Source organism: Pseudomonas sp. AU12215, from assembly GCF_001675465.2.
Classification (GTDB): domain Bacteria; phylum Pseudomonadota; class Gammaproteobacteria; order Pseudomonadales; family Pseudomonadaceae; genus Pseudomonas; species Pseudomonas nitroreducens.
In genome coordinates this window covers 1-13,655 of sequence record NZ_MACM02000129.1, presented here as the reverse complement: position 1 = coordinate 13,655, position 13,655 = coordinate 1, and the positions used below count along the sequence as shown (strand labels likewise).

The 13,655-nt window shown below is 56.6% G+C and carries 23 protein-coding genes; 7 read left to right on the top strand and 16 right to left on the bottom strand.

Annotated elements, in window-relative coordinates:
* Positions 1-146 precede the first annotated feature (146 nt).
* From A9513_RS16970 to A9513_RS16955, 4 genes are all read right to left on the bottom strand, one after another.
* Positions 147-1,046 (bottom strand): phosphoadenosine phosphosulfate reductase family protein, encoded by a 900-nt coding sequence (locus tag A9513_RS16970; RefSeq protein ID WP_255302869.1) that lies wholly within the window; start codon positions 1,044-1,046, stop codon positions 147-149.
* A gap of 149 nt (positions 1,047-1,195) precedes the next feature.
* Complete coding sequence (locus A9513_RS16965) at positions 1,196-1,465, bottom strand: DUF4031 domain-containing protein (protein WP_065327650.1); 270 nt, start codon at positions 1,463-1,465, stop codon at positions 1,196-1,198.
* Positions 1,466-1,490: 25 nt separating this feature from the next.
* Entirely contained in the window at positions 1,491-2,294 is an 804-nt protein-coding gene (locus tag A9513_RS16960) for a hypothetical protein (RefSeq protein ID WP_065327649.1), read from the bottom strand.
* On the bottom strand, positions 2,291-2,704 hold the full coding sequence (locus A9513_RS16955; RefSeq protein ID WP_065327648.1) for a hypothetical protein: 414 nt from the start codon (positions 2,702-2,704) through the stop codon (positions 2,291-2,293). Before A9513_RS16955 ends, A9513_RS16960 begins: the two co-directional genes overlap by 4 nt.
* A 213-nt stretch (positions 2,705-2,917) precedes the next feature.
* Here A9513_RS16955 and A9513_RS16950 point away from each other — a divergent pair, with 213 nt between their 5' ends.
* The 3 genes from A9513_RS16950 (at position 2,918) to A9513_RS35060 (ending at position 4,190) form a co-directional block, all read left to right on the top strand.
* Entirely contained in the window at positions 2,918-3,202 is a 285-nt protein-coding gene (locus A9513_RS16950; RefSeq protein WP_065327647.1) for a hypothetical protein, read from the top strand.
* Between the two features lie 332 nt (positions 3,203-3,534).
* Complete coding sequence (locus tag A9513_RS16945) at positions 3,535-3,792, top strand: hypothetical protein (RefSeq protein ID WP_065327646.1); 258 nt, start codon at positions 3,535-3,537, stop codon at positions 3,790-3,792.
* A gap of 116 nt (positions 3,793-3,908) precedes the next feature.
* Entirely contained in the window at positions 3,909-4,190 is a 282-nt protein-coding gene (locus tag A9513_RS35060) for a hypothetical protein (protein WP_083196154.1), read from the top strand.
* Positions 4,191-4,627: 437 nt separating this feature from the next.
* Here the strand turns inward: A9513_RS35060 and A9513_RS16935 are convergent, their stop codons facing one another.
* Entirely contained in the window at positions 4,628-5,140 is a 513-nt protein-coding gene (locus A9513_RS16935; protein ID WP_065327644.1) for a hypothetical protein, read from the bottom strand.
* Positions 5,141-5,322: 182 nt separating this feature from the next.
* Here A9513_RS16935 and A9513_RS16930 point away from each other — a divergent pair, with 182 nt between their 5' ends.
* Positions 5,323-5,823: a hypothetical protein gene (locus tag A9513_RS16930; protein WP_065327643.1), complete on the top strand. Its 501-nt coding sequence runs from the start codon at positions 5,323-5,325 to the stop codon at positions 5,821-5,823.
* Between the two features lie 21 nt (positions 5,824-5,844).
* Here A9513_RS16930 and A9513_RS16925 read toward each other — a convergent pair whose 3' ends face one another.
* The 6 genes from A9513_RS16925 to A9513_RS16900 all read right to left on the bottom strand — a co-directional run bounded on the left by A9513_RS16925 (position 5,845) and on the right by A9513_RS16900 (position 9,807).
* A complete protein-coding gene (locus A9513_RS16925) occupies positions 5,845-6,402 on the bottom strand; it encodes a DUF3841 domain-containing protein (protein WP_176707258.1) in 558 nt (185 codons plus the stop codon).
* 105 nt (positions 6,403-6,507) lie between these two features.
* Complete coding sequence (locus A9513_RS16920; protein ID WP_141678448.1) at positions 6,508-6,924, bottom strand: hypothetical protein; 417 nt, start codon at positions 6,922-6,924, stop codon at positions 6,508-6,510.
* Between the two features lie 90 nt (positions 6,925-7,014).
* A complete protein-coding gene (lepB, locus tag A9513_RS16915) occupies positions 7,015-7,653 on the bottom strand; it encodes a signal peptidase I (protein ID WP_065327640.1) in 639 nt (212 codons plus the stop codon).
* A 184-nt stretch (positions 7,654-7,837) separates the two neighbouring features.
* The gene (locus tag A9513_RS16910; RefSeq protein WP_065327639.1) at positions 7,838-8,362 is read right to left on the bottom strand and encodes a hypothetical protein; all 525 of its coding nucleotides are present in this window, start codon (positions 8,360-8,362) and stop codon (positions 7,838-7,840) included.
* Complete coding sequence (locus tag A9513_RS36110; protein WP_176707257.1) at positions 8,359-9,033, bottom strand: hypothetical protein; 675 nt, start codon at positions 9,031-9,033, stop codon at positions 8,359-8,361. The genes A9513_RS16910 and A9513_RS36110 overlap by 4 nt, the downstream gene beginning before the upstream one ends.
* A gap of 159 nt (positions 9,034-9,192) precedes the next feature.
* Positions 9,193-9,807, bottom strand: coding sequence for a hypothetical protein (locus A9513_RS16900; protein WP_141678447.1), 615 nt, complete (start codon positions 9,805-9,807; stop codon positions 9,193-9,195).
* A 164-nt stretch (positions 9,808-9,971) separates the two neighbouring features.
* On the opposite strand from A9513_RS16900, the gene A9513_RS35615 reads away from it, so the two are divergent.
* Entirely contained in the window at positions 9,972-10,259 is a 288-nt protein-coding gene (locus tag A9513_RS35615) for a hypothetical protein (protein ID WP_141678446.1), read from the top strand.
* A gap of 82 nt (positions 10,260-10,341) precedes the next feature.
* On the opposite strand, the gene A9513_RS16895 is transcribed toward A9513_RS35615, so the two are convergent.
* From A9513_RS16895 to A9513_RS16880, 5 genes are all read right to left on the bottom strand, one after another.
* Positions 10,342-10,644 (bottom strand): hypothetical protein, encoded by a 303-nt coding sequence (locus A9513_RS16895; RefSeq protein ID WP_065327637.1) that lies wholly within the window; start codon positions 10,642-10,644, stop codon positions 10,342-10,344.
* Between the two features lie 137 nt (positions 10,645-10,781).
* Positions 10,782-11,219, bottom strand: coding sequence for a hypothetical protein (locus A9513_RS35610; RefSeq protein ID WP_141678445.1), 438 nt, complete (start codon positions 11,217-11,219; stop codon positions 10,782-10,784).
* Between the two features lie 15 nt (positions 11,220-11,234).
* Positions 11,235-11,492, bottom strand: coding sequence for a hypothetical protein (locus tag A9513_RS16890; RefSeq protein WP_065327636.1), 258 nt, complete (start codon positions 11,490-11,492; stop codon positions 11,235-11,237).
* Positions 11,493-11,524: 32 nt separating this feature from the next.
* Positions 11,525-12,043, bottom strand: coding sequence for a hypothetical protein (locus tag A9513_RS16885; protein WP_141678444.1), 519 nt, complete (start codon positions 12,041-12,043; stop codon positions 11,525-11,527).
* Between the two features lie 300 nt (positions 12,044-12,343).
* Positions 12,344-12,529, bottom strand: coding sequence for a hypothetical protein (locus A9513_RS16880; protein WP_065327634.1), 186 nt, complete (start codon positions 12,527-12,529; stop codon positions 12,344-12,346).
* A 432-nt stretch (positions 12,530-12,961) separates the two neighbouring features.
* Between A9513_RS16880 and A9513_RS35605 the strand changes: the two genes are divergently transcribed.
* Positions 12,962-13,219, top strand: coding sequence for a hypothetical protein (locus A9513_RS35605; protein ID WP_141678443.1), 258 nt, complete (start codon positions 12,962-12,964; stop codon positions 13,217-13,219).
* Between the two features lie 75 nt (positions 13,220-13,294).
* Positions 13,295-13,480, top strand: a complete 186-nt coding sequence (locus A9513_RS16870; protein WP_065327632.1) for a hypothetical protein — start codon at positions 13,295-13,297, stop codon at positions 13,478-13,480.
* The last annotated feature ends 175 nt before the right edge of the window (positions 13,481-13,655 follow it).

The following is a 13,655-nucleotide window of genomic DNA, read 5'->3' as shown; positions in this document are numbered from 1 at the left end:
TTTCTTGAATCGCTTGGGGGGTGTTTTCTGGGAGCTTTCGCTGGAGGGTMGGTCGTTCTCGCGACTCAAGAGCAGACTTGGAGAAAGGATTGCGAGGCATCTGACGTCCATTTGGATGGGTCTCTAGCCAGCAGTATCAAGGATAGCTAGACACTCTGGCCATACATTTCTTTGTCAACGATAACATGTCTGGCGCCACAGCCCGTCTTGCGCTCCGCATTACCGTCGCGCAGAAACACGTTGACCATGCATTCGCCGGCCGCGTCGCGGTAGACCTCAGTAAGGGCCTCGAAGTCGCTGTAGGTCTTGATGAAGCCATTGGTCACCCGGCCAAGGAACGCGAAGATGTCCATGGTGGTGAAGTCGGCGATTGGGCTGAGCACCCATGCAGCTTTCTCGCCTTCTTTTGCGGTGTTCACCGGCTCAAAGGCGCTTTCGCCTCGAGCTTCCATGTTGCGTTCACGCACGGCCGACTCGTCGCGACGAGTGCCGATCAGGACGACTAGATCATCCTCTTTGAAGGCGGCTCCCATCTCGCTCTTGATGACAGCCCTGATCTGGCGTTTTGTCCGGTCCAGGGGCGCTTTTTTCATCTGCTGCTGGCACTTAGCCGAGTTCCCCGGCAGGGATGCGACAGTCCGGCCACCGATAATGGAAACCAGCCAGTTCTCAGAGAGGTTGGGGCGGCACACCCAGATGCGTACCGGAAGGCCTTTCTCCGCTGCGTACTTCTTCAGCGAGCGAATCTCGCCCTTGCTGTACGCCTCCACAACCGGGTTCTCGATGAGGGTGTCGCTGGTCATGACGTGGAATTCTGGAACTTTGAAGCCCGCTTCCATGAGCTGCTCCATCGCCAGAAGGGTGATGGCCACCATGACGCTACTGTCTTTGCCGAAGCTGCAGGCTCCGATCAGGCGCTTACCGCTGAGGATGTGACGCTTGATGACCGCAACTGCGTTCGCCACCTTCTCGTCGAAGCTGAGCTCCACGATAGGGCCGGCGACCGGAGTGGCGTCTTGAAAGAGGGAGGAGGCGACAAGTTGCATGGCGGTGACTCGGAATTCGTTGATGTCTCCAAGGTACCGGGGTTCCTGAAAGTGCAAGTCCTGATCGAGGCCTGCATGGGAGCCGGCCCGAGCAGACAGCCCCATAGCTACCCATCCGCGCGAGAACGATCCCATAGCTGCAGACGAATCTACGCCTGGGCCGCTGCGCGGCGCTCCCTCATGATTCGAGCGACATCGCTTGGGTAGTCGATTTCAATGGCGCCAGCGGCGACAGCTTTGGCCCGCTTGCTCAAGCAAATGTCGAAGTGGGATTTCACCGAGCCAGGGAACTGGTGCCAGCGGCGAGCAACGCCAATATGGTCGGCCATGGAAAGCAGCTCTTCCTCGGAGTCTGCCAGCATGTGACACATCGTCATTCGCCCGTAACGGGCGTTCATGTTGTCAACGTATACGGCCATTGGAGCGTCTCGGCGGGAGTCGGTGTTAGTCCAGGATCCAGTAGCACTTCTGATCCGTGCCATCTCCAATGAAGAGCCGGTTGCGCACGCGATAGATTGGGGCTCCGCGCTTGAGTCCACCTGCCAAGCCGGCGACGCGATGAAAGCCTTCCGTCGTTTCGATTGTGGATTCGCTGGAGGATAGGAAGCCTCCTTTGGTGTTGTTCACACCAACCAGGTTTCCAACCGGCTGCGGTTTGTTCGCTAGGGATATAGCCTGTTCGTAGGCTTCTTCAGAGCCAGCCTCAAGTACGCCAATTCGGCGGTTGATGAACTGAATCAGCACCCGAAAGCTGAAAATCCAAGCAAACGCCCCCACAAGCCGGGAGAACACAAAAGTCATCCAGCAGGGCAGAACGATGGCTTCTGCTCCGTTGCATCCATCCGGCAGATAATTGCTGCCCGTAAAGTACTTCACGAGAGCGTCACCCAGCTCCAGCGGGCCAACGGCCAGGAAACCAACGGCATAGCTGGCGAGTGTTGCAATGGCCGCAATTCGGGTAAAGAAGCCAGCAATTGCCCACCATGCCAGCTCAGCCTCTTTGCTCTTTGCCTCGCTAGGACCGGCTTCAGCCCTGAGCCGTAGCTCAATCAAAGCCAGGTCCTCCTCAGACACTTCACCAAAAGCAACGATTCTGCGGGTGACATCCGGATTCCGTGACAGGAATGCCTCGACATCTTCGTCGGTAGCAGGGGAGCCGGTGTAGCTGCACATGTGCGCCTTGATTTGGATGAACTGACGCAGAGGCAGAATGGATGTACCGATGGTTCGGCTTTCAGGGTTGCTCATTTCTTTTCCACCTGGTGTGTCAACGCCTCTCGCAATGCATCCACCACTTCCGCTGGGCTGGCTTCGTAGCCGAGGCCTAACAAGCGTGCGCACTCCTGTAGCCCGCGGAGTAGGGCACGGCTCTCGCCTTCCTGCATGGTTGGACAGCGACGCTCGCGTTCTCGGAGGGCGGGGTACTCGTTCCAGCGTTTGGTTATCTCGTCGCCAAGCTGGACGGCGTCCGGCAAAACAGCCAAAGCCGTTTGGTAACGATCCTCGCTATGGAGCTTGATCCTGGCGAATGGGATGTTTGCCCGCTCCGCGAAACAGAGAAGGACCTCGGCATACTTGGGATAGGGCACGCATTTAAGCTGCCCGGTATCGGTATTGAAGGTGCCATCCACGCCATCAAGTCGCGGGGAGATTTCCATTTTTACCTCATGGTCAGGTAGTCACGTGGCGAAACGCTCGCACAGGCAAGCAGATCTGCAAGCCAGACTGCTGGTGCGGTAGGTACGGAGTGAACGATATAGGGAGGGCAAGTGGGCTGGCGGGCTATTCGAACCCCATATAGGGGTCGATCAAAGGCCTCTGGCTTGGCCTGGATGCGACTCTACCCAGAGACTCATAGGAAGGCCCTAATCATGTCCGACAGTAACGAGAGAAAATCAGGCGATTCAGTTTCGACCACGCCATTCCAGCAGCGCCTAAAGTGGTTTCTCACCAAGTCACTCCACTATGTCTGCATCTCAGCCATCGTAACTACGGTCGCGCTGGCCTGGCTTGACGGGGTTTTGAAGGGAGAGCCAAGCGCCTGGCAGGTGTACATGACTCGACTCAATGAAGCGTTTGCCTACCTGACCATCTACATGATCGGCGGCTTCATCTGGTGCGTGTTCGGATGGCCCTGGAAAAAGCCAAAGCCCTGAAGCTGATGTATCGCTGAAGAGGTTGCGCATTCAGCGGGTGTGAGAACATTGGCCCATCAATGTAGCCGCGGGCGCAAACCGCCAGGGTTCTGAATGAAAATCCCCATTGTTTTCTGTGGCGGCGCTTCAGATAGCAATCTCCCTCGTAAGGCCCACTTGCTGAATGTGGCCACGGGGCTTCCGTATTGCGGACAGTATTTTTTGCACTCGGAGAGGGTGGATTGCGACGTAATCAGCCCTGAGGACTACACCGGTTCTGAGGCCTGCTCGAAGTGCCTTCGACACAAAGAAATTGCGGTTGCCGTAGAGACATCGCCTGGAGTTCAGAAGAAATGAACAAACACACTGTTCGCAGCCCCGAAGATGCGCTGGCCTACGTGACCGATTGCACGCTGGCAACGGTGACTGATCTGGCGTCGCTGTCCAGACCGCCCAAGCACGAGCTGCAGCGCCAAATTGATATCGCCCAGGCCGCGATCGACTGGATGGATCGCTTCGGCGTGGACTATTCGAGCACCAGGGCGGCGGACGTAAAAGCCCTTGGTGGGAAAGTGGCTGTATGGGCTGAACAGTTCAAGAAGACCCCGTGAGGCTTCTAGGGCGAGTCGGCCGAGGGCCAGGATGGTAAGCGACCGCTTTGCTCTCCCTGCTGGAATGACTGAGATTTTGGGCATTGAGCCCTTTACCTATTCGCCGAGGTGGACCAATGAAACGACCCCATGAATTCGACCCGTTCTGGAGCCTGATTGACAAGGCGCTGACAGATCGAAAAAAGAACCCTGCATCTCACGACAAACACCCCGAGCACAATGCGCCGCAGTATGTGATCGCTCTCTGCGAGGCCCTGCATGGCGCGATCCATGCGCAGGGTAACCGCGTAGTCACCCTGCAGGATGTGGTGAGGCTTGAGGCCACCTGTACTGGTTCTGACTACCAGCACAAGCTGGCGTTGCGTTGCTCTCGCCTTGCAAGCGGCGTTGCGGCGTAGGAGTGACCTCATGGTAAGAGCTCGGCTCCATGTGATCTGCGGTAACTGCGGGTGCAACGACATGTTCACCTACAAAATCGATCCCGAAGGGCATGACGTTGATGGGCAGCTACTGCCTGCCGTAACTCTGTGCTGTGGTAACTGCGCAACCCTCCATGACCTGGCAGACAATGCGCGGGAAGAGAGCCCTAAGAAAAAGCCAGTTCGACCGGCCGCTGGGTATCCGCGAGACCCTGAAATTCCTTCCTTTGCATGGAAGGAGACCAAGTGGTTTGCGAGTTGCCAGCACTGCGGGGAGGAGAATCAGGTAGACGATGACTGCTCCGTGTCTGGGGCACCGTCAAACCATGACTGTACAGCCTGCGGAAAGAGCTTCGTCTACAGGGGGAATTGAACCGCGAGCACTGTCGTGGATGCCCGCGGTCCAAGCTAGAGGGTTAGTGAGGGCCTAGGGCAGCACCCGCTGGGACATCCACTTCGGCTTTAACTGTTGCCGGCCTGACGCTGTAGCTGCCTGTCGCGTGCACGCCGAGCACAACGCGCACCAGCCGCCACATCTCATCCTCAACCGGGTCGCGCCGCATTTTGGGCGAGGTGAACAGGGCAACGATGAACGTCAGTATTGTTGCTGCGGCGATGATGGTCAGGATGAACTGAGCTTTTGTGGCGAAGCCGGCCGCGATGGCGGTATTGATGGCTTCCGGTTCTACAAAGATCGTGAACACAAGGAACGCGCCGAATACACCTAAGCCGGCGCCAATAACCTCCATCGCCATGCTCAGCGTAGCCATCAGGATTGACCAGACTTGACGCAGCATCAGCCACTTGTCTCCCCGAACCTTGGATGCCAGTTGGTTCCATTGTTCAGCACTCAGGGTGCCGGCGGGGATATCGTTGATGGATACAGCCATTCCGTTGGGATTGGCAGAGGGAATGTTGGAGCCGAACATGAAGCCTCCAGAGGGCGAAGAGTGCGGGCTATTCCGCATCGTCATTATCTGGAGTGGGGGAGAGGGTCAGAGCTCAATTCGCGCCATTTAGAGGCAATCATGGGGCATGGCCGGCGGGTTATGTACCAGGACAAGTCGAGTGCTACTGCTCACTAGGGGGATACTTGAACAGGCGTCGGTACTTGAAGATCCGGAAAGATGGGATCCAGGTGGTTATACCTCGGTTAGCAATTTCCTCGTACTTTCCCTATGCGGAGGACGGGCAGGGGCTGGCGTTGGTTGCAGCGATCAAGTTCCGCGACGAGACCCTTGCTGTAAAAGGGCAAACGTCACTCCTTCGTTCCATTCCACATATCAAGCCAAAGGCAGGGAGCAGTCCCTTGGCTGGAGTCTTCCTTTCCGTTCAGGCTCGAGGTCCAGGTCAGAAGCCTAAGGCAGCTTTTATGGCGCTCTACACTAACGAATCTGGCGAGAGCAGAAAAAAGAGCTTCGGGATTGCAAAGCTTGGCTACCTCAATGCATTCCGCAAAGCGGCGCAGTTCCGGGTTGAGAAGAACAACCTCCAGATAGACTGGGAGTCGATGCAGGCACCGCGGCCCAATGCCCAGCAGTACTCCTTGATCTGTTCGCTGGCAGATGACATCCCTCTTCCTCGATCGGAAAATGCCAGGCCGGCTGTCTAGAGGCTTTCTCCACCAAATGGGTTACTGCTCAATCAATGGCAGTTGGTCGTTTGGCACTACACCCAGAACGTACTCTTGTCGAAGCGTCCAGATGCATCCTTGGATTGATATATCCATAGGGGAAACTGATACGCCGTGTTGGCGATCGAGCTGAAAAATTTCTGTCCAGGATGCCTTAAGGCGGCGATCAATCTCCAAGGGTTCCGAAAGACTTTCGAATTCGATTCCGTCCTCATCGGAGCTCTGGATGTATCCCTCATTGAGCACATCGTGCCACGTGTCGAAGTTGGACAGAACAACCTCTGCGGCGGGGAGCCGCAAGGCTAGAACGATAGGGTCAAGGACGCCCTGCAGATCCTCAAGATACGGAGAAAGCTGACCTCGGTCTCGTCGCACCCAAACCCACCATGGGGTTTGGTTTTTCTCGGGTGGACGGAGTCCTGCAGTACACATTTGATCAACCATCCAGGCATAGGCGGCGTGAAAATCAGGCTCGGCCAGCGATGAAGGGCAGTTTAGATGTCCTCGCTGCTGCAATAGGGCCCAGGCCTCTCTCTCGATGACAATCCAGGCAGACAAGTGCCCGTCCTTCGAAAGTTCACGCGGCCACTTGTGTGTGGCGAGGAGAGAGTTATCCATGGGTCATCGGTTCACTGGTCTTTAGCGTCTGGTTTCTATGGGGGATCAGGCTGGTGGGTGGATTCTGAAAGGATACAGGGGGCGGCTCTCAACTCTGTCCTGATCGGCGCCGAGCAGGATCCAGCTGCCATCTTCGTTCCAGGAAACCACCGAATCTGTGTACGAGCGGCCATAGGTACCGATCTTACAACCCTCCGGGTGCTGTTCGCACACGATATGTCCTCTTGGGGTAACGGTAGGCTCCTGGTGGCAGTCCGGGCATCCTTTGAGGCCACGCTCGGCAGCGAACTGTTCCGCCAGCTCTGCTGCCTGTGCGCGTGCGTCCGCCGGTTCCAGCATTGAGCGCCAGCGTTCCACAACAGGCTCGTTCTCGTCAGGGTCAGAGTGGTATAGCTGCCGGATGGCTTGGTGGATCTCTCCAGGGCCGTTCAGCGTAGCGATGTCGATACCGGCGGCAATCATTTCGTCTCTGACACTGCAGTACTCGGGCTCTAGGTCCATATGTCGGATCTCAATCAGGCGTGGGCGGAAGTTATCGTGAAAGGGGGTGGCTTACAGGCTCTGGCCCACGCGGTTCATGCGGGGCATGTAGGTGTCAGGCGCAAATGAGGCAAGGACGATCTCAGCCCGCCCAACCAGATCAGCCTGATCGACGAAACCGAAGAAGCGTGAGTCGAAGCTGTTATCGCGGTTGTCGCCCATGACCAGGTACTTGCCGGCCGGTACCACCATCGTGTCCGTGGTGGATTTGGTGCTTTTCGCGCGAACAAGCATCTGCATGTCGTGGTCCAGGGAATCGATCTGCTCGCGAACGATGAACTTGTCGCCGGTGCTCTCGATCAGGAAGTACTGTGCTGGCACTCCGTTGAGCCACAGGACGTTATCCTTGAGCTGCACTGTATCGCCTGGCACGCCGATCAACCGTTTAACCATGCGGGTATTGTCCGCGGCCTTGATAAACACAACGACATCGCCCCGAACAGGCTGCTTGCTGGAAAGAAGCTGGATATCAGTAAAGGGAAGCTTGGCCCCGTAGGCGAGCTTGTTGACGAAGATGAAGTCGCCTTCCTGGATGGTAGGGTTCATTGATCCAGTCGGTACCAGATACCAGTCTGCGACAGATGCTCGAGCAGCGACTAGCAGCACCAGCAGAGCGAAGGTGCGAGTTTTGAAGAACTGGGGAATTTTCATGTGGCCATTGCCTGTAGGGCGTTTAAGTCACATGAAGGTTATTTCTCCTAGACTCCCCAAGGTATTCAATTAGGCCCATCGCCAGGGGCTGAATCATTGGCGGGAAAGTAAAAGCCCGGCACTGGGCCGGGCATGAGATACCGTTTTTTTGCCTCACACTTAAGCCAATTGGCGTTTGCGTGAGCTACCAGCGCCACCAAGGGGTGCTCAATTTGAGGTCGACAGCTTCCTTGACAGTCCCGTCATTACCCGCGTTGGATGCCATGGCACGGATAGTTCTAGAGCCGGAAAGAGCCTTCGCGAACTCTTCAGAAATCAACTCAGACTCCCCGGTGACGGATACCAGGAAGGTCTCATTCATCTGCGTGGTGACAATGGTGCCCGAGCTCAAGGAAGTAATAGTTTGAAGTGCCCCGTCCACGTTGCAGATCACTCCTCTATCAGAGAGTGGAGCTGCCTTTACCTTGAGTTTGACCAGGCGTTTTGGAGCATCATCCCTGGGCTCGGTGAGCTGCTTAAAGACATCGCTGTGAGCGCACATACCCTCCAGAAGGCTTGCCTGTTGGTGGCGCACTGAAAACGGCGGGACGGTAAAGGTCTCGTGTTTACTGCTACGCGCAATGGCCACACCTATTCCGACCCCGCTAACGAGAGCCAGCAGGAAAAGGGCAGCCCCAGTGAGAAGGACCTTTTTACCAGGCAAGGTCATGCATCAACCTCCAGGCTTTCAGGTTCTCTGTAGCTCGGGCTGAGCTTCTTGCCTTCGTCTGTTGCTTTCCAGTAGCGAGTAGAGGGATCGCGGCTGACAAGCCCCATCTTTTCAAGTGCTGTCATGGTGTCCACGTTGCACACGCGCTCGCCGTTGATTTCCACGGCGGCACCGTGAGAGACGCGAGCTCCCCACCCCTGGCTGAGCCAGAGCATTACTTTCTCTTGTGCCTTGCTTAGCTTGGGCTTCTTCACTCGCGGTTCAGCCTTGACGCTTGCAGGACCGGCAGCAGCGTTGGCCGCTTTGGTCAGCATCTTCAGATAGAAGGCGTACATCTCCTCAAATTCAGGCTCATAGCACTCTTCCCGTACGTCAGGCTTGTAGGTGATGTTCACCGTTACGGACGGATGAATCTTGGCTCGAGCACGGTAGATTTCGGTCGAGAACTCGCCAAACGAGTCATAGAGGCGACCGTCGACCTCTACAACTGCATGAGCCCAAGCGCCGTGACCATTCTTCACGGCCGTGACCATTTTGCAGGGTACGCCTCGGGAGGACAGGAAGTCGTAAAGTGCGGCGGCGAACACGCTGCAGGTGTCCTCTTGCGCATCTTTCCGGGTGCGTCCTAGTTTTGCTGCCTGGATTACTAAGGCGATGTCCAGCGAGTCCATTTTCAACCTCAATGGTGGATCTTCAGTTCGTAGGCAGCATCTCATGGTGCCCGTATCCTGCAAGGTTGGATCGGTGCAGGCCGTATTCTCCCACAGGCGATGTTTCTGCAAGCGGCTATGGAATCAAGAGCGTCTCCACTCACGCCAAGAGTTTCCGGGCTAGCCGTTGGCTACTGCATCCAGTGCAGAGGGTTCCATGATCAGCCGGCTCAAAAGTGCCTTCTGAGCGAACTTGTAGTGGCGGTCTGGCTTTCCGGTGTGAGGAACCAGGCCTGCAAGCCAGCTGGTGCCGGACCCCTGATAGCTGTGACATGCCTTGCGCATGATGTCGGCGACGTCACCGGAGATGCAGTAGGAGTTCAGGACGCGGTACCCGTCCTGGTGTTTGATCCAGAAACCGGCATCGCTAATCTGGCAGATCAGCGCGATCGCCCGCGCCACGGCTGTGCCCAGTTCGTCGCCACGAGCTCGCCCTGCAGCTGCGACCGCCGATAGAAGAGGGAAGACCTCGGCAATGATTGCGTTCGCCCAAGGCTCTTGCTTGGGGGTGCCTCTTGCAGCTGGCTTCCTCAATCCACTCGCTTGAGCCAAGGCTGCCGTGTCAGCACGTGCGGCATCGATCAAGGATTGGACTTCCTTGTTGCAGTCCGCGCAGATGTTGTGGCGTAGGTAGCTGCGATCAGCCTCCTGGATCCGGCCGTAGCGCCCGCTGCCGGACAGCATGCCGGTATGGCCGCAAAGGTACTTTCCTGGGACTTGGTTGCGAAGGTTCATTGCGGGGAAGCTCCCATGTGTTTGATGGGCTTCACCGTCTCATGGGATGCGAAATCTGCAACGGGCTATCCAAGGGGCGGGCAGGGGAGTGGAACACTTAGGGGGTTGATTTAGAGCGGAATCCAGTCATCGTTAGGCATGCATTTTAGAAGACTGGAGACGTGATGACTCTTGAGCAGCTTCATCGGTATTTGGGTGAATTGATCGCCACCGGTACACCCGGAAAACTGCCTGTTGTTTTCCCAGGTGTTGAGCTTCCAATTGAGGTTTGCGAGGCCATTTCAGTTGATGGTTCGTTTGAGGCTGATCCATTCCCGCTGACTCGGGGTTCGTATCAACTGTCTGAGACTGCAGTGATGTTGGTTGGTCGGGCATTCGATATCCGCAAGCTAGACAGCTCGCGTAACGCCTGGCACCTGGACCCCGTGCCACCAGCACCTGATCGTAGCTAGGACTCCATAGGTGGCGTTCGAACCTGAACGGCCACCTTTCACCGGTGGACTGGCAGGGCCAGGAGGTGCTCTGGCGGTGGTATCAGAAATCCCAATGGGAGCCGATCAGTGTCGCTTTCCCCTGCACAAACCCGACCTTGCAGGGCCCAAGGCCATCATCGACGCGAAAGTACAGGGCGCCTGCTCCGATCACGGTAATTTCCTTCTCTCCAGAGAACCGGATCTTCTCACCCCGCGGCTCACCGAACGCCATTATCCCCATCCCTACCTGAATGCGGCGATCGGCTGGGCACGCCACCGTATAGGTGGCCATCGCGTAGACGTACGTTTCCGCCCATTGCCAATCGCCGCTGCCGACGTCTACGTAACTAATTTGAGCTGGCATGAGTCGAGCCTTTGAACTGAACCGCGCTCTTCCACGAGGCCTGGATGCCCTGTTCCGTGGAGGAGAAGGAAACAGAGTTCAGGGCAAAATGTACGCTCCTTTTTTCGTGATCTCTGGCGATTGACGCTAAAGAGAAGCTATGAGAAATTTACTACTCGCTGTGTGGCCAGCGCGCATCCAGTTACTTTGCCTCTTAACCGAGGGCTGCTAAGCGGATACAGCCACCAACTTTCGAGTTGTTTTGCTTCAAAAGGGGACGTTAACTGGGTTCTCAGAAAACGGCTATCAGCTTTGACTGGTGGCCGTTTTTTTATGTCTAGTCTGTTGATCTTTCGCTCAAGTGCTCGCAGTGGTGCATTGCGAAGATTCTCCTCGGCGATAGCTTCCACCACGGAAATCGACAGAGCCGCACTCTCACCGCAGAACGCATGCTCCACCGGCATGCCTCTTTCCCGGACTGCAGCGAGCATCCGGTTGTAGTCCTTGTGGTCGGAGATGAAGCGCCCCTGGAGGATATCCCTCGCCAGCTCTGCAGCTACCTCTGAACGGGCGCGTGGGTATGTCAGCTGCGGCATGCGAAGACCTGCTACTTAAGCGTGGGTAGGTTCGCCATCACACATCTCGAAGTAATACCGAGCATGGACCTTCTCGTCTGGCCAGATCAGCTCGAAGGCGGCGCGGACTTTCTCACGGAACTGCTCCAGGGTGGATTTAAAATCCTCCGCGTCAAAGTGCTCCGAGCTGATCAGCCAGCCTGGTGCTGATACTTCCGCCGACTCGCCGCTGATACCAACGCTACCGTCACCGGATGTCCACAGGTGGAGCTTGCCTACTTGCTGGATTGCCATATTAGATCCTCTGTATTGCTGATAAGGGGCTTTCAGGCTTGGGCTGTGTGTTGCGATTGTTGCCCAGGGAGAGGGTTCTCCTCATTGTCCTTGGCCATAGCCCTCATCAACTCGCGGAGAGCTGCAAGGGTGTGACGGCTTCTCGGGCAGTGCGATACGAATTCCACTGACGGGGCATAGCTGTCTGCCTTCTCCGCCGGCGGGATGACCCTGATCAGGACGTCACCCTCGTGGTCCATGCACACGGAAAGGCGCCCGTCTGGGCTCATGTCTTCAGGCCGTTCAATCACTGTGCCGCCAGCAATACGGCCGCGGTGTTCTTCGACTCTCGAGGCTTTGCTGATTTGTCGTTCAATCTCGCTGTAGTCGTCTGCGGAGATTTGATTTGTGGCTACCAGCCCTAGGGCGAACCCTCGAACTTCGCTCAGATCCAGCTTTCCAGCTGCAAAGTGCCACCGGTACGACTGCAGGTAGTCCTGTAGGTGGTCAGCAGCGGAGGTCGCTTTATCGAGAAGATCTAGAACAGCGAGCTTTTCTGTTGAGGGGGTCATGTGGCCAGCCCAGATAGTGTGCGTGGGAAGAGCATCCCACAGAGTGGCAAACATGCAACGCAGGGGGGCGGCTGGGGGGCTACCCTGCAGTAGTTGGGGCAAGGCCATCAAGCTGGCCTGGGGTTGGCTCGTGGGAGGGCTCGTCGGTAGTGCACGAGTTTCCACACTGCGGACAGTCGGCGTAGCCAAAGCTCACGATGTCTGGCTCTGTTCCAGTCCACTCACAACGGGTACAGGCATAGGTCCAGCGTGGATCCCCAAGAACCTGCTCAGTGTTCGGTTTATAGGCCATGGCCACTCCTAGCTGACATACTCGATGGCGGAGTCGTAGAGGACTGTAGCGTCTTGCACAGCTTGGCGGCACGCGCGCTCTAGCGCAGTCTCGTCCTCTGGATCCAGTGCACCGTTGGCCACCATGCCGCAAACAAGCTCGTCGGCAATCTCGATGATGCGTTGCTTACGGGGAGTGATTGCGAGGTCGCTCATGATCGGTCTCTTTTAACGGCTGGTCTTAGGCTCTCACGAACCTCTGGATTAGCAAGAGCAGCCATGGATGTGGCTTGAGGGAAGCAATGCTGAAATGCTAATTTCGCTTCAGCCCTTTAGCCAGTGCGATCACTCTTTAGCTGAGAGCGCTGCTTTTGTTCGAAGATTCTTTGGTCAGCCATGTGGTTGATCAGGATGAAGCTGGTAAACCAGCACTTTTAGCTGAAACCTCAGCAGAGCCTAGAAGGTTTCCTTCTGGCTCACTCGGTGTCCCGCGTCGTTATGGCGTGCATCCCAAACTTCTCAACCCTATCTGGGGCTTTGGCCGCCAGGCTAGGGCTCCTTTGTTGCTGCCGGTCATCCGGCGTATCTCAACCCACTGCGGGCTACCTCCTGCATGGGGGAGACCGCGCTTCAAACTCAGGAGTACCTATGAAATCTGCAATTAAACTGGCTCTCGAAGCACTGGAACTGGCTGCCGAATGTGGTGGCGAACTCGACCACGACACCTACGTGGAGGCTCAACAGAAGCTCCAGGCCATGGCTGACGACGTCGTGAAATACGATCGGAAGATGGACAGTGAAGAAAGAGCCCCCGATGGCCATGACTACAATGAGCTGTTGTCGGTCCTCGGTCTTGCAACTGCGGAAAGCCAAGCTGCTGTAGCTCCTGCTGCAGTAGCTGCATAAGCCAACTCAAGCCTCATACCCTCGCCGGGATTTCTCCCAGCAGGGGGCAGTCCCGGCATCTCAAGGAGAAACGCCGTGTCTGCAAATTTGGTCACGAAGATTGTTGGAATGCAGAGCGCTATTGCCCTGGCCGAGCGCTGCATCAAGGAAAGCGCCTTTGTCGAGGTGACCCCTCTTCCTGATGATCTTTACGATGTAGGCGTCAAAAGGGATGCGGAGCATCTGCTTCACACCCCCTTGCCGGAAACTGGCGAGGAGTGATTTACAGCGAAGGCCCACCTGCTGGTGGGCCTTTTTGTTGTGCGCCAGGCATGGCGCGTAGTGCCGTGACTGGCGCTGTTCGGCTCACTGTGGTGGTGAGTCGGACGATTTGGAGGTGAAAGTCCTCTACACACCCGGCAAGGGGAAGTGTTAGCTGAAGGCAAGGGTGTCGCGG